The 19,793-nt window shown below is 63.1% G+C and carries 17 protein-coding genes and 1 tRNA gene; 8 read left to right on the forward strand and 10 right to left on the reverse strand.

Annotated features, from left to right (window positions below; genetic code table 11):
* The first annotated feature begins 30 nt into the window (after window positions 1-30).
* From AACZ17_RS09175 to AACZ17_RS09205, 7 genes are all read left to right on the forward strand, one after another.
* Entirely contained in the window at window positions 31-1,458 is a 1,428-nt protein-coding gene (locus tag AACZ17_RS09175; protein ID WP_290737749.1) for a sigma-54 dependent transcriptional regulator, read from the forward strand.
* 427 nt (window positions 1,459-1,885) lie between these two features.
* Window positions 1,886-3,199 carry a polynucleotide adenylyltransferase PcnB gene (gene pcnB / locus AACZ17_RS09180; protein ID WP_290737752.1) on the forward strand — a complete coding sequence of 438 codons (1,314 nt, stop codon included), beginning with the start codon at window positions 1,886-1,888 and terminating at the stop codon, window positions 3,197-3,199.
* Window positions 3,199-3,720, forward strand: a complete 522-nt coding sequence (folK, locus tag AACZ17_RS09185; protein ID WP_290737754.1) for a 2-amino-4-hydroxy-6-hydroxymethyldihydropteridine diphosphokinase — start codon at window positions 3,199-3,201, stop codon at window positions 3,718-3,720. The genes pcnB and folK overlap by 1 nt, the downstream gene beginning before the upstream one ends.
* A gap of 2 nt (window positions 3,721-3,722) precedes the next feature.
* Complete coding sequence (locus AACZ17_RS09190; RefSeq protein WP_290737757.1) at window positions 3,723-4,406, forward strand: deoxynucleoside kinase; 684 nt, start codon at window positions 3,723-3,725, stop codon at window positions 4,404-4,406.
* Window positions 4,407-4,414: 8 nt separating this feature from the next.
* Window positions 4,415-5,206 carry a 3-methyl-2-oxobutanoate hydroxymethyltransferase gene (gene panB, locus AACZ17_RS09195; protein ID WP_290737760.1) on the forward strand — a complete coding sequence of 264 codons (792 nt, stop codon included), beginning with the start codon at window positions 4,415-4,417 and terminating at the stop codon, window positions 5,204-5,206.
* 229 nt (window positions 5,207-5,435) lie between these two features.
* Window positions 5,436-6,320 carry a pantoate--beta-alanine ligase gene (panC, locus tag AACZ17_RS09200; protein ID WP_290737763.1) on the forward strand — a complete coding sequence of 295 codons (885 nt, stop codon included), beginning with the start codon at window positions 5,436-5,438 and terminating at the stop codon, window positions 6,318-6,320.
* A 92-nt stretch (window positions 6,321-6,412) separates the two neighbouring features.
* The gene (locus AACZ17_RS09205) at window positions 6,413-7,795 is read left to right on the forward strand and encodes a GntP family permease (RefSeq protein WP_290737765.1); all 1,383 of its coding nucleotides are present in this window, start codon (window positions 6,413-6,415) and stop codon (window positions 7,793-7,795) included.
* Window positions 7,796-7,862: 67 nt separating this feature from the next.
* Here the strand turns inward: AACZ17_RS09205 and pnp are convergent, their stop codons facing one another.
* The 9 genes from pnp to AACZ17_RS09250 all read right to left on the reverse strand — a co-directional run bounded on the left by pnp (window position 7,863) and on the right by AACZ17_RS09250 (window position 17,345).
* The gene (gene pnp / locus AACZ17_RS09210) at window positions 7,863-9,992 is read right to left on the reverse strand and encodes a polyribonucleotide nucleotidyltransferase (RefSeq protein WP_290737767.1); all 2,130 of its coding nucleotides are present in this window, start codon (window positions 9,990-9,992) and stop codon (window positions 7,863-7,865) included.
* Between the two features lie 60 nt (window positions 9,993-10,052).
* Window positions 10,053-10,322, reverse strand: a complete 270-nt coding sequence (gene rpsO, locus AACZ17_RS09215) for a 30S ribosomal protein S15 (protein WP_027950504.1) — start codon at window positions 10,320-10,322, stop codon at window positions 10,053-10,055.
* Between the two features lie 104 nt (window positions 10,323-10,426).
* Window positions 10,427-11,356 (reverse strand): tRNA pseudouridine(55) synthase TruB, encoded by a 930-nt coding sequence (gene truB, locus AACZ17_RS09220; RefSeq protein ID WP_290737773.1) that lies wholly within the window; start codon window positions 11,354-11,356, stop codon window positions 10,427-10,429.
* Window positions 11,356-11,757: a 30S ribosome-binding factor RbfA gene (gene rbfA, locus AACZ17_RS09225; protein ID WP_290737776.1), complete on the reverse strand. Its 402-nt coding sequence runs from the start codon at window positions 11,755-11,757 to the stop codon at window positions 11,356-11,358. The genes truB and rbfA overlap by 1 nt, the downstream gene beginning before the upstream one ends.
* Before the next feature lie 11 nt (window positions 11,758-11,768).
* Window positions 11,769-14,450 carry a translation initiation factor IF-2 gene (infB, locus tag AACZ17_RS09230; protein ID WP_290737779.1) on the reverse strand — a complete coding sequence of 894 codons (2,682 nt, stop codon included), beginning with the start codon at window positions 14,448-14,450 and terminating at the stop codon, window positions 11,769-11,771.
* Between the two features lie 60 nt (window positions 14,451-14,510).
* The gene (gene nusA / locus AACZ17_RS09235; protein WP_290737782.1) at window positions 14,511-16,004 is read right to left on the reverse strand and encodes a transcription termination factor NusA; all 1,494 of its coding nucleotides are present in this window, start codon (window positions 16,002-16,004) and stop codon (window positions 14,511-14,513) included.
* Window positions 15,997-16,491, reverse strand: coding sequence for a ribosome maturation factor RimP (gene rimP / locus AACZ17_RS09240; protein WP_290737784.1), 495 nt, complete (start codon window positions 16,489-16,491; stop codon window positions 15,997-15,999). Before rimP ends, nusA begins: the two co-directional genes overlap by 8 nt.
* Window positions 16,492-16,622: 131 nt before the next feature.
* A tRNA-Met gene (locus tag AACZ17_RS09245) sits at window positions 16,623-16,699 on the reverse strand.
* Window positions 16,700-16,868: 169 nt separating this feature from the next.
* Entirely contained in the window at window positions 16,869-17,345 is a 477-nt protein-coding gene (locus AACZ17_RS09250) for a VOC family protein (RefSeq protein ID WP_290737787.1), read from the reverse strand.
* Between the two features lie 168 nt (window positions 17,346-17,513).
* Between AACZ17_RS09250 and AACZ17_RS09255 the strand changes: the two genes are divergently transcribed.
* Window positions 17,514-18,767: a sulfotransferase gene (locus AACZ17_RS09255; RefSeq protein ID WP_290737789.1), complete on the forward strand. Its 1,254-nt coding sequence runs from the start codon at window positions 17,514-17,516 to the stop codon at window positions 18,765-18,767.
* Here the strand turns inward: AACZ17_RS09255 and AACZ17_RS09260 are convergent.
* The gene (locus AACZ17_RS09260) at window positions 18,764-19,783 is read right to left on the reverse strand and encodes a zinc-binding dehydrogenase (protein WP_290737792.1); all 1,020 of its coding nucleotides are present in this window, start codon (window positions 19,781-19,783) and stop codon (window positions 18,764-18,766) included. The genes AACZ17_RS09255 and AACZ17_RS09260 overlap by 4 nt on opposite strands.
* Window positions 19,784-19,793: the final 10 nt, after the last annotated feature.

A 19,793-nucleotide genomic window follows, 5' to 3' on the forward strand; every position in this document is an offset into this window, starting at 1 on the left:
GTGTAGCTTGCGTTCAGGAGGTAACAACGCATGCAACAGATTCTGGTGGTAGAGGACGAGTCGGTCATTCGCACGGCATTGCGGCGCCTGCTGGAACGCAATGGCTACGGCGTTGCCGAAGCGGCCTCGGTGCAGGAGGCGGAGTCCAAGCACACCCTGACCGACTTCGACCTGATCATTTCCGACCTGCGCCTGCCCGGCGCGCCGGGCACCGACCTGATCAAGAAAGCTGGCGACGTCCCTGTCCTGATCATGACCAGCTACGCGAGCCTGCGCTCGGCGGTCGACTCCATGCGCATGGGCGCGGTGGACTACATCGCCAAGCCCTTCGACCACGGCGACATGGTTGCCGCGGTAGAGCGCATCATTGCCGACCACCCCACACGGCGCGGTGACGCCGCGCCAGCCAGCGCGGACAGCAGTCACCCGGTAACGGGGATTATCGGCAACTGCCCCGCGATGGTGACCCTGTCCGAGCATATCCGCAAGGTGGCCCCCACGGATTCCACCGTGCTGGTGCAGGGGGAAACCGGAACCGGCAAGGAACTGGTGGCGCGCAGTGTGCACCAGCACAGCCAGCGCGCCGACAAGACCCTTATCTGCGTCAACTGTGCGGCGATTCCCGATACGCTGATTGAATCCGAGCTGTTCGGCTATGAAAAGGGCGCCTTCACCGGGGCCAACGCCAGCCGCATGGGCCTGATTGAAGCAGCCGACGGCGGCACCCTGTTTCTCGATGAAATTGGCGAGTTGCCCATGGAAGCCCAGGCGCGACTGCTGCGCTTTATCCAGGAGGGCGAAATCCGCCGTATTGGCTCGGTACACTCGCGCAAGGTCAACGTGCGGCTGATCTGCGCCACGCACCGCAACCTGCATGCCCTGTCCGCAGAGGGCTTGTTCCGACAGGATCTCTACTACCGCATCAATGTCCTGCGCCTGCAACTCCCCGCACTGCGCGAGCGCGGCAAGGACATACTGCAACTGGCGGAGCGGATGCTGGAAATCCAGTCCGAACGCCTTGGCAAGGGCCACATGACGCTCTCGCCGCGAGCGATACAGGCCATCACCACCTACCAGTGGCCGGGCAATGTGCGCGAACTGGAACACGCCATCGAGCGCGCTGTGGTGCTGTCAGAAGATGCGGAAATCGACAACGAAGCCCTGGGCATCGACCTGGAACTGGTCAACGTCAACCGCATTCGGGGTCAGGGCGGACAGGCGATACAGAACGCCTACCATGCCCCGCGCAATATCACCTCGGACCCTGCTGAAGACCTGTCGCTGGAGGACTATTTCCAGCGCTTTGTGCTCGAACACCAGGATTCGATGAGCGAGACCGAACTCGCCCAGAAGCTCGGCATCAGCCGCAAATGCCTCTGGGAACGCCGCCAGCGCTTTGAGATTCCACGCAAGAAGAGCGGCGCAGCGTCCACCCGGCGCCGGAAAACGGGCTCCTGAGCGTTACCCGCATCGCCCGCTGTAACATGCAGCGGAGTAGATGCGTAACAAACACAAATTTTTGTGTGCCGGGGAACTCCTTCGGATTTTATTAACACACTGTTTTTATTGAACTTTTATTTTTCTGGCACGCCATCTGCATTGTTCCGCCCGGCAACAACAATAACAATAACACCCTTGCCCCAATAACAATAACAGAGACACTGTGGACCTGGATGGGGAAGGTTTCTTCCCCTTCGATTTCCAGGCTCAAAAGCCGCGATAAGAACAACGGCGCCCGCATAACAATAACGATTCGCTTGTGACCTGGATGGGGAAGACAACTGTCTTCCCCGTCGCTTGCATGCCCCCTCAAACCCTGAAGACCACAGCTTTTCGCCTGTGCTAAACTGGCCGCTGTTTTTCTATCGCAAAAGGCAACTCCCGCTTGAAGGTCATTCCCAGGGACCAACACTGCATATCCCGCAAGAACATCAGCGACGGCGCCCTGAAAGTCATGGCGAGGCTGCGCCAGGCAGACCACGAGGCCTACCTCGTGGGTGGCGCCGTACGCGACCTGCTGCTCGGCGGGCATCCGAAAGACTTCGATGTCGCCACCGATGCAACCCCCGAAGAAGTGCATGCACTGTTCCGCGGCTCGCGCATCATCGGCCGCCGGTTCCGCATCGTGCACGTGCGCATGGGCCGCGAAATCATTGAAGTCACCACGTTTCGCGGCCATCACGATGGCGAGCCACCAGCGCGCTCAGGCAAGGTCAAGGGTCCGTCTCACCGCTCCGAGCAGGGTCTGCTGCTGCGCGACAACGTGTTCGGCACGCTGGAAGAGGACGCCGTGCGCCGCGACCTGACGGTGAACGCGCTGTACTACGACGCCGCCAGCTTCGCCGTCTACGATCACGTGCACGGCATGCAGGACCTGGAGCGGCGCAGCGTGTGCATCATTGGCGACCCGGAGCAGCGCTTCCGCGAAGACCCGGTGCGGATGCTGCGGGTGGCGCGGTTCGCCGCCAAGCTGGAATTCGGCGTAGACAGCGAGACGGCTGCGGCCATCCCCCGCTGCGCCTCCCTGCTGCGTGAAATTCCCTCCGCACGACTGTTCGATGAGTTTCTCAAGCTGTTCCTGTCCGGCTACGCCGAGCGCACCTTTGATGCATTGCTGGAGCACGACCTGCTGGTGTATCTGTTCCCCGAAAGCGATGAGGCACTGCGACGCGACCCGACCGCCATGGCGCTGGTCAGGGCCGCGATGCGCAGCACCGATACGCGAATCAAGGCGGACAAGCCCGTCACACCAGCCTTCCTGCTGGCCGCCCTGCTGTGGCCGGTGACCAGCCAGCTTGCGGCACAGCTGCGCGAGCGCGGTGAGCCGCCCGTGCCGGCCATGCACAGCGCCGCGCAACAGGTGATCGCCGGCGCGGTAGCCACCATTGCCATTCCGCGGCGCTTCAGCCAGCCCATGCGGGAAATCTGGGAATTCCAGCTTCGCCTGCAGCGGGGCGACAGCCGCAAGGCACGTGAGCTGCTGCAGAACCGCCGTTTTCGCGCCGCATACGATTTCCTGCTGTTGCGTGAGGAGGCCGGAGAGGACACCGGTGGCGTGGGGGAATTCTGGACCGAATTCCAGGAGCGCCCCGAGAACCAGAACCTGCCGATGCTGGAAACGCCCAGCGACGCGGGGGACGACAGCGGCGGCCGTACGCGCCGGCGGCGCCCGCGCAAACGGCGCCCGCCCTCGCCCTGATGCCCGACGCCTGTATCGCGCTGGGCAGCAACCTCGGCAACCCTCCGCGGCAGCTGCAAACGGCGGTCGATGCCATTCGCAGGCTGCCGGGGACCCACATCACTGCGGGTTCCAGCGTGTACGCCAGTGCCGCAGTGGGCCCGGGGCAGCAGCCCGACTACCTGAACGCGGTACTCGCGGTGCGCACAGCGCTGGGCCCACTCCCCCTGCTCGATGCGCTGCAGGGCATTGAACAGGCACAGGGCCGCGAACGCAGCGTACGCTGGGGACCACGTACCCTGGACCTGGATATCCTGCTGTACGATGCAGGGCAGATCCGCCTGCCGAGGCTACAGGTTCCCCACCCGGGCATGGCGGAACGTCACTTCGTCCTTTATCCTCTCCTCGATATTTACCCGGACGACCTTGTGGTGCCCGGGCTCGGCTCGCTGGCTACCCTGGTGGCCCAGTGCCCGGCCACCGGCCTGACGCGCAGCGCGGTCACGCTGGACTATCATTTGCAGGACACACGGGAGCCCTGATCTTGAGCACAGACACCCCCACCACTGGCGTCGACCTGAAGGGCCGCACGCCACCGGGCTACATTGCCGTCGAGGGGCCGATCGGCGTTGGCAAAACCACCCTGGCAAGCCGCCTGGCGGCAACCTTTGGCTATCCCATGCTGCTGGAGGAGGCACACCAGAACCCGTTCCTCGAACGTTTCTATGGCAACCAGCGCCACGCTGCGCTCGCCACCCAGCTCTTCTTCCTGTTTCAGCGCGCGCAGAAAATCAACGACCTGCGCCAGGGGGACATTTTCGCGGAATCCCGGGTGTCTGATTTCCTGATCGAGAAGGACCCGCTGTTCGCGCGGGTCAATCTCGACAGTGACGAGTTCCAGCTGTACCAGCGAGTCTACGAGCAACTGCGTATCGAACCGCCCACACCAGACCTCGTCATCTACCTGCAGGCACCCACGGACATCCTTCTCGACCGCATTCACCAGCGCGGTATCGAGCACGAAAGAGCCATCGAACGCGACTACCTGGAGCGCCTGAACGAAGTGTACAGTGAGTTTTTTCTGTATTACGATGAAGCTCCTTTACTTATCGTCAACGCCAGCGAGATCGACCTCGCCCAGGGCGAGGATGATTACCGGCACCTGGTCGACTACCTGCTGGACATCCGCAGCGGCCGCCATTACTTCAATCCCACGTTCTTTGGATAGTGCAGCGCATGGGCAAGATCACCATCAGCACCCTCGACAAAATGAAGGCCGCCGGGGAAAAGTTTGTGTGCATCACCGCGTACGATGCCACTTTCTCCCGGCTGGTATCCGAGGCGGGCGCTGAAACCATTCTGGTGGGCGACTCACTGGGCATGGTGCTGCAGGGCCACGACAGCACCATCCCGGTATCCGTGGATCACATGGTCTACCACACGGAATGTGTGGTGCGCGGTGCGCCGGAGTCACTGGTGATCGCCGACATGCCGTTCATGAGCTACAGCACGCCCACGCAGGCAATGGCCAATGCGACCCGGCTGATGCAGGCTGGCGCGCAGATGGTGAAGCTGGAGGGGGGCACCTGGCTTTCCGACACCATATCCATGCTGGTGGAGCGCGGCATACCGGTCTGTGCACACCTGGGGCTGACGCCACAGTCAGTCAATGCGCTGGGCGGCTTCCGCGTACAGGGGCGGACCCCCAAGGAAGCCAAGTCCATTCTCGCCGATGCGGTCGAAATCCAGGACGCCGGCGCCAGCCTGCTGGTGCTGGAATGCGTGCCCTCCCACCTGGCCACGGACATCAGCGACAAGCTGGATATCCCGGTGATCGGTATCGGAGCCGGCGCAGGCACGGACGCGCAGGTGCTGGTCATGCACGACATGCTCGGACTTTCCAGCCACAGCGCGCGCTTCGTGCAGAATTTCATGGCCGGCAGCAACAGCATACAGGAAGCGCTCGCCGCCTTTGTGCAGGCCGTCAAATCCGGTGCCTACCCGCGTGAAGAGCACAGCTACAGCTGAGCCATGCCGCACCAACACAGGCCTGTGTAACAGCGGTGTTACCCCCGCCACAACCTGCTTCCCCAGGTAACAAAATCGTCCAGACTTTTGATTTCGATCCATTGCCGGGTGTGTGCGCTTGGGGCATACTGCCCGTCCGCTCGCCGATGGGTCACCATCCGCGGCCCATAACGACCAGCTAGTTCCGGTCTTGCGTCACCCTTTACCGTGTTTCGGGGGTTATGTAGATATGCGAACGTACACTGCCATAGCACCGCTGCAATCCGCCCTGCGGAGCTGCCGCCAACAGGGCCAGCGCATTGCCTTCGTGCCCACCATGGGCAATCTGCATGAGGGCCACCTCGAACTGGTGCGCCGCGCGCGCACCCTCGCCGATATCGTTGTGGTCAGCATCTTCGTCAATCCGCTGCAGTTTGGCCCCAACGAGGACCTCGACGCTTACCCGCGCACGCTGGCCGCCGACAAGGAAAAGCTGTTCAGCGAGGGCGTGCAGCACCTGTTTCTGCCCGATGTCGAGGAAATGTATCCCGAGGGCATGGCACTGCAGACCCAGGTGCAGGTACCGGACCTGTCGGAAACGCTGTGTGGCAGCAGCCGGCCCGGGCACTTTACCGGCGTGACCACCGTGGTCAGCAAACTGTTCAACATCGTGCAGCCCGATGTGGCGGTGTTCGGCGAAAAGGATTTCCAGCAACTCACCATCATCCGCAAGATGGTCACCGACCTGTGCATGCCGATCCAGATTGAAGGTGTTGCCACCGCGCGCGATACCGACGGCCTGGCGAAGAGCTCGCGCAATGGCTACCTGTCGGAGGAGCAGCGCAAGCTGGCGCCGTTGATCCACGCCACGCTGGTCAGCTGTCGCGATGCGGTTGCCTGCGGCTTCGACAACTTCCTGCAGCTTGAGTCCCACGCCCGCATGCAACTGTTACAGGCCGGGTTCGAACCGGACTACTTCGCCATTCGCGATGCTCGCACACTGCGTGCGGTGAACGAAAACACCGAAGAGATCGCCATTCTCGCGGCCGCACGGCTGGGTTCCACACGCCTGATCGACAACGTCAGGCTCACCCTGAACCCCGTCTCCGACTGGGGCATGCTCGCCTCACCCTGAACACCCGCGCGAACCACTGACGCCGACACTCCCCCCCGCGCGGGCGTGGGGATATACTGCGACACGAACGATAATAACAAGGGACCTCTCGCATGGCTCTCAGCAGCGCTTTCGGTTACGCCGGGCTTCTCGTCGCACTTTCACTGCTCATCTGGCTGGCCCTGCGCGGTATCAATATCGTATTCGCGGCGTTGCTCAGCGCGGGTGTAGTGATTGTCAGCAATGGCCTGCCGCTGGCGGAGGGTCTCGGGGAATACTTCGCCTTCGGCCCACTGGGCGCATTTACCTTTGCGGGCAGGTTTTTCCTGCTGTTCGCGGCTGGCGCCATGTTCGGCCGGGTCATGGGAGACAGTCACGCAGCGTCCAGTATCGCCCTCGCCATGGTCCGCAAACTGGGACCAAACCGCGCACTGTGGATTACGGTGCTGTCAACGGCACTGCTCACCTACGGCGGTGTGGTAGTGTTTGTCGTGATCTTCGCCATGTATCCACTGGGCATCAAACTGCTGCAGCAGGCCAATATTCCAAAGAGACTGTTCTGTGCCGCCCTCGCACTCGGCGCGGGGACTTTCACACTGACCGCCCTGCCCGGCACCCCGTCCATCCACAACGTCATCTCCTCTGTCGCACTGGGCACCGACCTGTTCGCCGGCGGCTGGCTCGGCATTCTGGCTAGCGCCATGATGTTCGGCCTGGGCATGTGGTATCTGGAAAGTCAGCGCCTGCGGGCCGCCGCGAAGGGCGATGGCTTTGTCGCCGGGCCGCGTGACCGACACATCGCCGAGGACCCCGGTGAAGCGAGCTACCCGCACTGGACACTGGCACTGCTGCCACCGGTGCTGGTCCTGGGGGCAATCCTGCTTCCGCGGGTGCTTACCGCATTCCTCGGGGAAGGCGACAGCGCCGCCTACACGCTGCTGGCCTTCGCCAATGCACAGCCCGTGATATGGCCCAGCCTTGCGCTATTTGCCGGGACACTGCTGACCGTGCTCATGTTCCCGGCAGTGCGCCGTCACGCCCTGCACAGTATCGGCGAGGGCACGCAGGATTCCATCATTCCGCTCATCAACACCGCCGCCGTGATCGGTTTCGCGGGCGTGGTCACGCAAACCCAGGGCTTTGCCCAGTTCACTGGCGTCATGCTGGACGCCAGCCTACCTCCCCTGCTGTCCATGTTCACCTCTATCAGCGTGATCTCAGCCATCACAGGGTCTGCCTCGGGCGGCCTGCAGATCTTCATGTCCACCATGGCAGAGGGCTACCTGAACATGGGCATCGAGCCGGCGACACTGCACCGGCTGGCTACGATTGCCGCCGGTGGCTTCGACTCCCTGCCCCACTCGGGAGCCGTGGTCGCCACGCTCACCATCACCGGGCTGACCCACCGCGAAGCCTACCGCGACATGGGTGTTGTCACGGTCGTGATACCGGTGCTGGCGGTGCTGACCTGTATGGCCGTCGCCAGCCTCTGGTAGACCTGGCCGGGCAAACCGCTGGGCACAAAAAAGGGCGCCGAAGCGCCCTTGTCTGGTTGATTGCGGGTCAGCCCTCGTCTGAGGATGTGCCGCTTTCAGCATCGGAACCAGCATCGTCTTCAAGCAGTTCCTTGATGGACAGCTTGATACGACCGCGCTGGTCGACATCCAGCACCTTCACTTCCACCTCCTGGCCTTCCTTCAGGTAGTCGGACACGTTCTCGACACGCTGGTGGGCGATCTGCGAGATGTGCACCAGACCGTCCTTGCCCGGCAGGATGTTGACGAAGGCACCGAAATCAACGATGCGCGCCACGGTGCCCTTGTAGACAGCACCTACCTCGGCCTCGGCCGTGATCTCTTCAATCATGGCCACCGCCTTGTCGCGGGCTGCCTTGTCCTGACCGAAGACGCGGACCGTACCGTCATCGTCGATATCCACGGTAGCACCCGAGGCCTCGGTGATGGCGCGAATGGTCGCACCGCCCTTGCCGATGATGTCGCGGATCTTGTCGGAATCGACTTTCAGGGTGAGCATGCTCGGCGCGTTGTCCGAGAGCACCTGACGCGGCTCGGCCAGTACAGCGTTCATCTGGCCGAGGATATGCAGGCGAGCCTGCTGCGCCTGCTGCAGGGCAATCTCCATGATCTGCTCATTGATACCTTCGATCTTGATATCCATTTGCAGGGCGGTGATACCCGCTGCGGTGCCGGCAACCTTGAAATCCATGTCGCCCAGGTGATCTTCGTCGCCCAGGATATCGGTCAGTACGGCGAACTGGTTACCGTCCTTGACCAGGCCCATGGCGATACCGGCCACCGGCGCGCTCAGCGGCACACCTGCCGCCATCATGGCCATGGAGCCCACGCACACCGAGGCCATCGAGCTGGAGCCGTTGGATTCGGTAATCTCCGACACCACACGGATGGTGTAGGGGAAGTCCTCGCTGTTCGGCAGCACCGCGGCCAGGCCGCGGCGCGCCAGGCGTCCGTGGCCAATTTCGCGACGGCTGGTAAAGCCCACGCGGCCCGCTTCACCTACCGAGTAGGGAGGGAAGTTATAGTGCAGCATGAAGGGATCACGCCGCTCGCCTTCCAGCGCATCGATGATCTGTGAGTCGCGGGTTGAGCCCAGGGTAACCGCACCGATAGCCTGGGTCTCGCCACGGGTGAACAGCGCAGAGCCGTGCACCTTGGGCAGGATATCGGTTTCGCAGGCAATGGCCCGCACGGTGCGTGTATCGCGACCGTCAATACGCGGTTCGCCGGCGAGGATACGCTTGCGCACGAGGTTTTTCTCGACGGTCTTGAAAACATCCTTGATGTCGTCCTCGGACGGTCCGCCCTCAACGGCCAGGGCCGCTACACAGGCCTTGCGCACTTCGGCAACGCGCTCGTAACGCAGCGCTTTTTCGGTGATACGGTAGGCCTCGCCCAGCTCCGCCTTGACCTGTGCCTCAACGGCAGCGGTGAGCTCTTCATTCACCGCCGGCGGCTGCCAGTCCCAACGCGGCTTGCCGGCTTCGGCAGCCAGATCGCGAATGGCCTGGATCACCACCTGCATTTCCTGGTGGGCAAACAGCACGGCACCCAGCATCTGGTCTTCCGACAGCTCCTTCGCTTCAGACTCGACCATCAACACCGCATGCTCGGTACCTGCCACCACCATGTCCAGCTTGCTATCCTTCAGCTGGTCGTAGGTGGGGTTGAGCATGTAACCGGTGCTCTCGTTGAAGCCGACGCGCGCGCCGCCAATCGGGCCATTGAACGGGCAGCCGGAAATGGCCAGCGCCGCGGAGGTGCCGATCATCGCAGGGATATCCGGATCGATGTGCTTGTCCGCAGACATCACCGTGCAGATCACCTGCACTTCATTCATGAAGCCATCGGGAAACAGCGGCCGGATGGGCCGGTCGATGAGCCGTGAGGTGAGGGTTTCCTTTTCGCTGGGGCGTGCTTCGCGCTTGAAGAAGCCGCCGGGGATCTTGCCGACCGCGTAAGCCTTTTCCGTGTAGTGCACGGCAAGGGGGAAGAAGGGCTGGCCGGGCTTGGCGCTTTTTTCCGCCACAACCGTAACCAGAACCGAGGTGTTTTCGACGGTAACCAGAACCGCGCCGGTTGCCTGCCTGGCAATACGACCCGTTTCCAGCGTGACTGTCTGGCCACCGTACTGGAAGGTCTTTCTAACTGGATTCACATTATTTCTCCAATGCTGAATATGACAACCGGGGCAGAGGGCCCCGGTATGTGGTACCGCTTATCGACGCAGACCCAGTCGCTTGATCAGCTCGGCGTAGCGCGTCACATCCTTGCGCTTCAGGTAATCCAGCAGCTTGCGACGCTGGTTTACCATGCGGATCAGGCCGCGGCGTGAGTGGTGATCGTGCTTGTGCGCCTGGAAGTGGTCCTGCAGCTGGATGATATTGGCTGTCAGCAACGCGACCTGAACTTCGGGCGATCCGGTATCACTCTCGCTGGTCTGGTACTCTTTTACGATTTCTGCCTTTTTTGCAGCTTCTAAAGCCATGTCTGTTTCCTCTCAAGTAATCTGCGTGTTCCACCCGCTTTTACACAGCCCGGTGGAGATCAATAAAAAGAGCCTGTCCGTGCAGATTTACAGACAGGTTCGCGTCACCTCCCGGTGACTATCAGGCGACGCGGCGCAACGCGCCCGTCGTCCAATATCTCGCCTACCCCCAGAAACTCGCCGGTTTCCAGAGCGACGCGCACCATACCATTGTGGGGCGCATTTGGCACCATGACCGGTTGCCCCTGGCGCAGGTAATACCCGCCGGACTCGGTCAGTCGCACCGTCGGCAATGCGTCCAGCGCCGTATCCGCGGGCAGCAATAAGGCGTCCATGTCCGCCAGGCGCTCGGCGTCTTTCAATGCCTCCAGCGCGGCCAGCGTGACGCATCGGTCCAGCCCGAAGGGGCCTGCCCGGGTGCGCCGCAGCGCACTCACATAGCCACCGCAGCCCAGGGCGGTGCCCAGGTCCTCGGCAATCGAGCGCACATAGGTGCCTTTACTGCACTCGAGGGCCACATCGACCTCCGCCCGTTCGCCCGGGCGGAAATCCAGTAATTCCAACCGGTGTATCATCACCGGCCGCGCTGCGCGCTCCACTTCCTGGCCTTTGCGCGCCAGTTTGTAGAGCGGCTGTCCATCGCGCTTCAACGCCGAATACATCGACGGCACCTGCTCAATCGCGCCGCGAAAGGCGCCCAGCGCCTCCTCCACCTGCTCACGCGTGAGGGCACTGGCGTCGGCCACGGCCAGCACCTCGCCCTCGGCATCGCCGGTACTGCGCTGCTCACCGAGCACAAACGTGCTGGCATAGGCCTTGTCGGCGTCCAGCAGATACTGGGAGAACTTCGTCGCCTCGCCGAAGCACAGGGGCAGCACCCCGGTCGCCAGCGGGTCCAGGCTGCCGGTGTGCCCCGCCTTGGCGGCGAAGTACAGGCGCTTGGCACGCTGCAATGCCTGGTTGGAGCTCAGCCCCGCAGGCTTGTCCAGCAACAGTATTCCATCCAGCGGGCGACCTTTGCGCTGACGGCCCACTAGGATGCGTCGCCCGGCTCGTCGTCGCGCAGACCCAGGGCCCGGTCCGCCTGCTCCGCACGCCGAATGAGGTCTTCCATATCCCGTCCGCGGCCCACGCTGCTGTCGAAATAGAAGCGCAGCTGCGGCACGCTGCGCATATTGCTGTCGCGGGACAGTTGGCTGCGCAGATACCCCGCCGCCTTGTTCAGCACCTCCGCGGCTTCACGCGCCTCGTCGGCACAGTCGCTCCCCAGGCGCGTGAAATACACTTTCGCGTGCCCCAGGTCGCGGCTCACGTCCACGCCCGTGATGCTGACCATCCCGATCCGCGGATCGCGCAGTTCCTGCTGGATCTGCTGTGCCAGTTCGCGCTGCAGGTAATCTGCAACCCGCTGGGTCCGACTGTATTCCTTCGCCATAACAGGGCCGCCTACAGAGTGCGGGCAAACTCCTTGACTTCATACACTTCGATCAGGTCGCCGGGCTTGACGTCGTTGTAGTTCTTGACGCCGATACCGCACTCCATGCCGTTGCGCACTTCACTGGCATCGTCCTTGAAGCGACGCAATGACTCCAGCTCGCCCTGGTAGATGACCACGTTGTCACGCAGCACGCGAATCGGGCGTGAACGGTAGACCGTGCCCTCGATGACCATGCAGCCGGCGATCGCACCGAATTTCGGCGAGCGGAATACATCGCGCACTTCGGCAATCCCGAGGATCTCCTCGCGCATTTCCGGCGCCAGCATCCCGGTGAGGGCCTGCTTCACATCGTCGATAAGGTCGTAGATGACGTTGTAGTAACGCAGATCCACGCCCTCGTTTTCCACCAGACGACGGGCGGACGCATCGGCGCGCACGTTGAAGCCAAACACCACCGCGCCCGACGTGATGGCCAGGGTGATGTCGGTTTCCGCGAGGCCGCCGACGCCGCCTGACACAATGTTCACCTGTACTTCGTCGTTGCCGAGGTCCAGCAGGGCGGTCTGAATAGCTTCCAGGGAGCCGCGCACATCGGCCTTGACCACAACGTTCAGCGTCTTCTTCTCGCCAGCCGTCATGCTCTCGAACATGTTGTCGAGCTTGGCGGCCTGCTGGCGCTGCAGCTTGCTGTCGCGCGTCTTCTCCTGACGGAACTGCGCCACTTCACGGGCGCGCTTCTCGCTCTCCACCACGGCGAACAGGTCACCGGCATCGGGGGTACCGTCGAGACCGAGGATTTCGACCGGAATACTCGGCCCGGCCTCGGTGATGTTCTTGCCATTCTCGTCCAGCATGGCACGCACGCGGCCGTACTGCAGGCCTGCCAGCACGATATCGCCCTGGCGCAGGGTGCCGCTCTGGATCAACAGCGACGCCACGGGCCCACGTCCCTTGTCCAGTCGCGATTCGATCACGATGCCCTGTGCAGGTACGTCACGCGGCGCCTGCAACTCGAGTACCTCGGCCTGCAGCAGAATGGCGTCAAGCAGATTGTCCACGCCGTCACCCGTGTGGGCAGACACCTCGATGAACTGTGTATCACCGCCCCAATCCTCGGGGATCACATCCTTGGCTGCCAGCTCGCTCTTCACACGGTCCGGATCCGCACCTTCCTTGTCCATCTTGTTGATGGCCACGATCAGGGGCACTTTCGCCGCCTTGGCGTGCTGCACGGCTTCCTCGGTCTGCGGCATGACGCCATCGTCTGCCGCCACCACGAGGATCACGATGTCCGTGCTCTTCGCGCCGCGGGCGCGCATGGCGGTGAACGCCGCGTGACCGGGGGTGTCGAGGAAGGAAATCATGCCGTGGCCGGTTTCCACGTGGTAGGCACCGATGTGCTGGGTAATACCACCCGCCTCACCGGAGGCCACCTTGGCCTTGCGGATATAGTCGAGCAACGATGTCTTGCCGTGGTCGACGTGACCCATCACCGTGACCACCGGGGCGCGCGGCTCCAGGGTACCCTCGTGCTGCGCGAGCGTCTCTTCCAGCTTCTCTTCCAGGGCGTCGGCACTGATCAGTTTCGGCTTGTGCCCCATCTCCTCGACCACCAGGATCGCGGTATCCTGGTCGATCATCTGGTTGATGGTCGCCATGACGCCGAGCTTCATCAGCTCCTTGATCACTTCACCGGCCTTCACGGACATCTGCTGCGCGAGACCGCCGACCGAGGTCATGTCAGCCAGCTCGACTTCGTGTGTCTTCTTCTCTGTGGGCATCTCGAATCCGTGTTTACCGTGTTCCGCATGGGAACCACCACGCATCTTCTTGCGCCCGCCGCGGCGCCGCATCATGCCGGACTCAGCCGCTTCAAGGTCGGACAGTGACAGGTTGTGGCCGCGCTGCTTGCCACGGCCGCCCGGTGAACTGCGGTCGAGCCGGCCGCGCACAGCTTTCTTGCGCTGTTCTTCGGTCTGCGGTGCCGGCGCATCGTGCAGGCGCTTGGGACGCTTCGCCGCGGCCTCTTTCTCCCGCTCGACTTTTGCCGCGGCTTCCGCCTTGACGCGCTCTTCCTCGGCCTTGCGAGCTTCCATCGCCGCCTTGCGGGCCTCGGCTTCGGCCGCTTCGCGGGCCATACGACGCTCCGCCGCACGCTGGCGCAGGATCTCCGGATCCAGGTCTTTTTCGTCTTCCGGCTCGGGCTCCGGCACAGACGCCGCTGCCGCTGCAACCGCCGCCTCTTCCTCGGCCGCCGCCGCTTCGCGGGCCGCCTTTTCCGCTGCCTCCGCATCCGCTGCCGCCTTGGCTTCCGCGGCCTTGCGCTCGGCCTCTGCCGCTGCCGCTGCTTCCAGCTTGGCCGCATCCTGCATTTCGGAGTCGGCGTCCGAGGCATCGCGCTTGACGTAGGTGCGCTTCTTCCGCACTTCCACGTTCACCGTCTTCTTGCCCTGCGACCCGGACGTTCTCAGCGTGCTGATCGTCTTGCGCTTGAGCGTGATGCGCTTGGGCGCTGCCGTGGATTCGCCATGGCTGCGCTTCAGATAGGTCAGCAGCGTCTGCTTGTCCTCTTCCGACACAGCTTCACTCGCCGCCGAGTGAGGCAGGCCCGCTTCCTTCATTTGCGTCAGCAAACGATCAACGGGCGCTCCCACTGTTTCCGCGAGCTGCTGTACTGTCACTTGCGCCATGCAAAATTCTCCTTAATCCCGTGAAACCCTGATGCCTAGAGTGGAACCGCCTGTACTGGCCTATTCACTCTCCTCGGCAAACCAGGGCGCGCGCGCTGTCATGATCAGCTCTCCGGCGCGCTCTTCGGTCATTTCCGGAATATCCATCAGGTCATCGACACCCTGTTCCGCGAGATCTTCCATGGTAATCACACCGCGGCTGGCCAACACAAAGGCCAGGTGACGATCCATACCGTCCATCTCCAGCAGGTCCTGCGCGGGCTCGTTGGCGCCGAGCTGCTCCTCCGACGCAATCGCCTGGGTCAGCAGCGCGTCCTTGGCGCGCGCCCGCAGTTCCTCGGCGATCTCGTCATCAAAGCCGTCGACGGCGGTCATCTCTTCCAGCGGCACGTAGGCCACCTCTTCCAGCGTGGTAAAGCCTTCTTCAACAAGGATTTCAGCAACCTCCTCATCGATATCCAGCTGCTCGACAAACATCTGGATCACCTGCCCCGCCTCGGCCTCGTGCTTCTCGGCGGCCTCCTCGTTACTCATGACATTGATGGTCCAGCCGGTCAGTTCACTGGCCAGCCGCACGTTTTGCCCGGAGCGGCCGATCGCCTGTGCGAGGTTGTCTTCCGCTACCGCGACGTCCATGGTCCCGCTGTCTTCGTCAACCACAATGGACTCGACCTCTGCCGGCGACATGGCGTTGATCACCAGCTGGGCCGGGTTATCGTCCCAGAGAATGATGTCCACGCGTTCGTTGTCCAGCTCGTTGGACACCGCCTGCACTCGCGAACCGCGCATACCGACGCAGGCGCCGACCGGGTCGATGCGCTGGTCATTGGTTTTCACTGCGATCTTGGCCCGCGAGCCGGGGTCGCGCGCGGCGGCCTTGATCTGGATAACCTCTTCGGCAATTTCCGGCACTTCAATCTTGAACAGCTCAATGAGCATTTCCGGGCAGGAACGGCTCAACATCAGCTGCGGGCCGCGGGTTTCCGCGCTGATCTCGCGCAGGATGGCACGCACCCGGTCGTTGACGCGGAAGGTTTCGCGACCAACCAGCTGATCCCGGGGCAGCAGGCCCTCGGCGTTATTGCCGAGATCCACGATCACGTTGTCGCGTGTCACTTTCTTGACTGTGCCCGCAACGAGCTCGCCGACGCGCTCACGATACAGCTCGACGACCTGCGCACGCTCGGCATCGCGCACGCGCTGCACGATGACCTGCTTCGCGGTCTGCGCCGCAATGCGCCCGAAGCCGACGTTCTCGACCGCTTCCTCATAGATGTCGCCGGGCTTCAGCGCCGGATCTTTCTCGATGGCTTCTTCCGTGGTGAACTGGGTACCCAGCAGTGCCATTTCGTCGTCGGGAACCACCAGCCAGCGGCGCACGGTCACGTAGTCGCCCGTCTTGCGGTCGATGGTCACCTCGATGTCGGCATCCTCGTCGTAGCGCTTCTTGGTCGCTGTCGCCAGCGCCAGCTCGATCGCCTCGAAAATGATGTCCTCGGACACGCCCTTTTCGTTCGAGACGGCCTCAGCCACCATCAGGATTTCTTTAGTCATTCGTAGCCTCGTCAGTTACGCTGGCCGCACCCTCGATGCGGGGATGAACACGCGCCTTGTCCACGGCGCTGTAAGGCAACAGGTATTCGTGGTCATCTACCAGCACCACAACGTCCTCGCCCTCGATACCTTGCAAAATACCCTTGAAATTGCGGCGCCCCTCGAAAGGCCGGCGCAAACGCAATTCGACCCACTCGCCGAAGAACGGCGGGAACTGCTCAAGGCGAAACAGCAGGCGATCAACGCCCGGCGAGGACACCTCAAGCGTGTACTCGCCGGTGATCGGGTCTTCAACGTCCAGCACAGCGCTCACCTGCGCACTGACGGCGGCACAGTCATCCACCGTCACCCCTGACTGCGCGTCAATGTACACGCGCAATACACTGTGCTTGCCCTGGGCGGCATACTCGATGCCCCAGAGGTCAAAGCCGAGGGCGACCACTGTGGGTTCCAGCAGCGCCTGTAATTCCTGTTGCCTGGCCGTCAATCCGACTCCACTTCCGCCAGCGGCGGTTAACCTTGCGAATACACCACAAACATTTTTCGCAGATACGAAAAAGCCCCAAGAAGGGGCTTTGACGAAACGTGCCGCCAATTCGGAGCGGACGACACGTATGTTGGTAGCGGGGGCCGGATTTGAACCGACGACCTTCGGGTTATGAGCCCGACGAGCTACCAGGCTGCTCCACCCCGCATCAAAACTTCCTCGACTTGAAGGCCCCTTGGCACTTCACAGTGGACCAAACCAACTTTACTGGCCCAAATTCGAGGCTGTGCATTATAGGTATCAGGGCCCTTCCGGTCAACAGCCCCGCAAAGAAAAAAGCCCTGTTTCGACGCCCCCGCTGGCCAACGGGAGGCACGTCACGAGCCCGGCGCGCCCGCGCCGGCCTGCGGCATCTGCAGCAGCTCCAGATAGAGCGGGAAACCGGGGCACTCCAGGTAGGCAAACACCGTATCGCTGCTCCAGCGCTTGTACCAGAACGGGGTGTATCCCAGCCGGGCGAGCTCGCTTATCCAGTGGTCCGTGTCCTCAACGCGGAAACGCAGGTGGTGCATGCCCTCCCGTCCCGACTCGATAAATTCGCTGTGCGGGCTGACACCGGACTGCCACTCGATCAGCTCGATTTCCATATCACCACTGCGGCCGAACCCCAGCCGCAGTTGCACGTCTTCGGTGCGGCCACGGAACTCCGCACCAGCCACCGAGCCGTCCATGAAGGAGAACGGACCAAACACCGGGTCGAAGCGGGCGACCCAGGCATCCATGTCCTTTACCACAAATCCGATCTGGTCGATCGGCGGCAGGCCGAGAGCCTGCAGACGCTGGTCGTGTGACATCGCTTTCTTCTCCTGACAGGGCGGCACCTCGGGTACCCGATGGTATTTTTGCTTGCCATCGCAATCAAGGCCTATTTAGCATGGGTGGAAACACCCGCGTTTGCCGGACGCGCCCACCGAGGGGCGACCCGGCACCCGAAATTCCGACACAGGAGCGCGACAAGCGGCATGACCCACACCCTGCGTATCGACGACCTTCGCGCCCCGCAACTGACCGAGGTGCAGCGCGCCGCCCTCGACTGGGCCGCGCAACAGCCGCTGGAATTCACGGAAAGCGCAGTGCTCGATGCGGCACGTCGGCGCACCGGGCTCAGCGACTTCGGGCCCGAGGATTTCCGGGAGCGCCTGCAGCTGCTGCTGGACGAATGGGGCCAGGATGCCGAGATGACCGCCAGCCAGCGTCTCAACCTGTTCGGCTATCTGGTGCGCTACGCCAGCAACCGGCTGCTGCTGCAGCAGGCCTGGCGGCAGCACCCGGAAGCGCTGGCACAGCCCATCGAGCGCCCGATCATCGTCGCCGGGCTGCCGCGTTCAGGCACCACCCACCTGCTCAATCTGCTGGCGGCGGACTCCCGATTTCGCTCCTTACCGCTCTGGGAGTCCTACGAGCCGGTCCCCCTGCCCGGAGAGGCCACGCTGGCAGACGGCACCGACCCGCGCATGCAGCGCTGCGCTGAGGCGTGGGAAGGCATGCAGGCCGTCACGCCCCTGCTGGCGGCCATGCACCCGATGAACCCGGAGCACATCCATGAGGAACTGGAACTGATGGGCCCGGACTTCGCCTCCTACAATTTCGAGTGGCTCGCCCCCAGTCCGCGCTGGCGCGATCATTACTACGCGCATGACCAGACGCCACACTACCGCTACATGCGCGATGTGCTGAAACTGCTGCAGTGGTACCGGGGACCGAATCGCTGGGTACTCAAATGCCCGCAGCATCTGGAGCAGTTGCCCGTGTTGCGGGAGGTGTTCCCCGACGCCACCTACGTGATCACACACCGCGATCCGGTGGCTGTAATCCAGTCGGCCGTCACCATGCTTGCCTACGGCTATCGGATGAGCCGCACCCGCATCGACACAGGCGCAATCGTCGACTACTGGGCGGACCGCGTGGAGCACCTGCTGCGGGCCTGCGTGCGCGACCACGCAGCCCTGCCGCCAGCGCAAACCATCGATGTCCCCTTTCACGAGTTCATGGCAGACGACCTGGGCATGGTGGAGAAAATCTACGCCTGCGCGGATGTCGAGTTGACAGCGCAGGCACGCGCCGAGATGCAGGCGTTCATCGCCGCACACCCGCGGGGCAAGGAGGGCCGGGTGCTGTACAACCTGAAAGCGGATTTCGGGGTAGACCCGGAGGCCCTGCGCGAGCGTTTCAGCTTCTATTTCCAGCAGTTTCCTGCGCGCGCAGAGCGCAGCTAACGCTGGCAGTCCACCATCACCTTGACGGCCTCGTTGGGGTCGCTGGCCACCGCAAAGGCCTGCTCAAACGCACTCAGTGGAAAGCGGTGGCTGATCAGGGCGCTGGCGTCAACCCGGCCCGAGGCCAGCATTTCGATCACCGCCGGAAACTCATCCGGGTAGGCCATTGAGCCTGTGATGCGCAGCTCCCGCGCCAGCACCGAGAGCAGGTCGATCTGCGCGGGCGCCTTGTGCACACCCACCACCGTAAGCCGACTGCGAAAGCGCGCCAGTTGCACACACTGCTCGAACACCGCACCGACGCCGGTGGCCTCGATCAGCACATCGATATCCGGCAGCGTCTGTCCCAGATACTGCACGCTGCCAAACTCCGCGCACAGGCGCGCCGCCAGCCCATCATCCCCGGCAGACACGGGCGTGGCGCCCAGCGCCCGGGCCAGCGCCAGCCGTCGCTCGCTGCGGTCCACCACCACGCAGTGGTCCAGCCCGAGGTAGCGCGCGACCAGCAGGACACCGAGGCCGATCGGTCCCGCACCGAAAATCACCAGTTTGTCGCCCGCCGACAGCTCACTGCGGTTGGCGGCGTGCATGGCAACGGACAGCGGCTCAACCAGCGCACCTTCTTCGTCGCTGAGGCTGTCGGGCAACCTGAAAAGAATACCGGCGTCCCGACTGACACCGCGCACCAGCAGCAGCGGCGCAAACCCGCCCTCCGCACCCCCGTTGCCGATGGCATTGCCGCCCGCGGTCGGATTCACCACCACCCGATCGCCCGGGGCGAATCCCTGCACGCGACTGCCCACCCGCTCGACCACCCCGGACAGCTCGTGCCCCAGCGGCATGGGCAGGGGATAACCCGGTAGACCGCCCATCGCCGTGTAACCAAGGTCAGACCCGCAGATGCCACACTGCTGCACCGCAACGAGCACGTCGTCCGGGCCGGGTTCCGGTGCGGCTACGGCATCCAGCGACAGCTGGCCGGGGGCATGTATACGTACCAGGGGCCACTCGACCATACAGGGTCTC

Origin of the sequence: uncultured Haliea sp. (assembly GCF_963973825.1) — a bacterium.
In the GTDB taxonomy this organism is placed as follows: domain Bacteria; phylum Pseudomonadota; class Gammaproteobacteria; order Pseudomonadales; family Halieaceae; genus Haliea.

Coding starts and splice junctions, on each gene's coding strand:
- AACZ17_RS09175 (WP_290737749.1), top strand. CDS start 31: ATGCAACAGATTCTGGTGGTAGAGGACGAGTCGGTCATTCGCACGGCA.
- folK (WP_290737754.1), top strand. CDS start 3,199: ATGCCCGACGCCTGTATCGCGCTGGGCAGCAACCTCGGCAACCCTCCG.
- panB (WP_290737760.1), top strand. CDS start 4,415: ATGGGCAAGATCACCATCAGCACCCTCGACAAAATGAAGGCCGCCGGG.
- panC (WP_290737763.1), top strand. CDS start 5,436: ATGCGAACGTACACTGCCATAGCACCGCTGCAATCCGCCCTGCGGAGC.
- AACZ17_RS09205 (WP_290737765.1), top strand. CDS start 6,413: ATGGCTCTCAGCAGCGCTTTCGGTTACGCCGGGCTTCTCGTCGCACTT.
- rpsO (WP_027950504.1), bottom strand. CDS start 10,322: ATGGCTTTAGAAGCTGCAAAAAAGGCAGAAATCGTAAAAGAGTACCAG.
- rbfA (WP_290737776.1), bottom strand. CDS start 11,757: ATGGCGAAGGAATACAGTCGGACCCAGCGGGTTGCAGATTACCTGCAG.
- infB (WP_290737779.1), bottom strand. CDS start 14,450: ATGGCGCAAGTGACAGTACAGCAGCTCGCGGAAACAGTGGGAGCGCCC.
- nusA (WP_290737782.1), bottom strand. CDS start 16,004: ATGACTAAAGAAATCCTGATGGTGGCTGAGGCCGTCTCGAACGAAAAG.
- AACZ17_RS09250 (WP_290737787.1), bottom strand. CDS start 17,345: ATGTCACACGACCAGCGTCTGCAGGCTCTCGGCCTGCCGCCGATCGAC.
- AACZ17_RS09255 (WP_290737789.1), top strand. CDS start 17,514: ATGACCCACACCCTGCGTATCGACGACCTTCGCGCCCCGCAACTGACC.
- AACZ17_RS09260 (WP_290737792.1), bottom strand. CDS start 19,783: ATGGTCGAGTGGCCCCTGGTACGTATACATGCCCCCGGCCAGCTGTCG.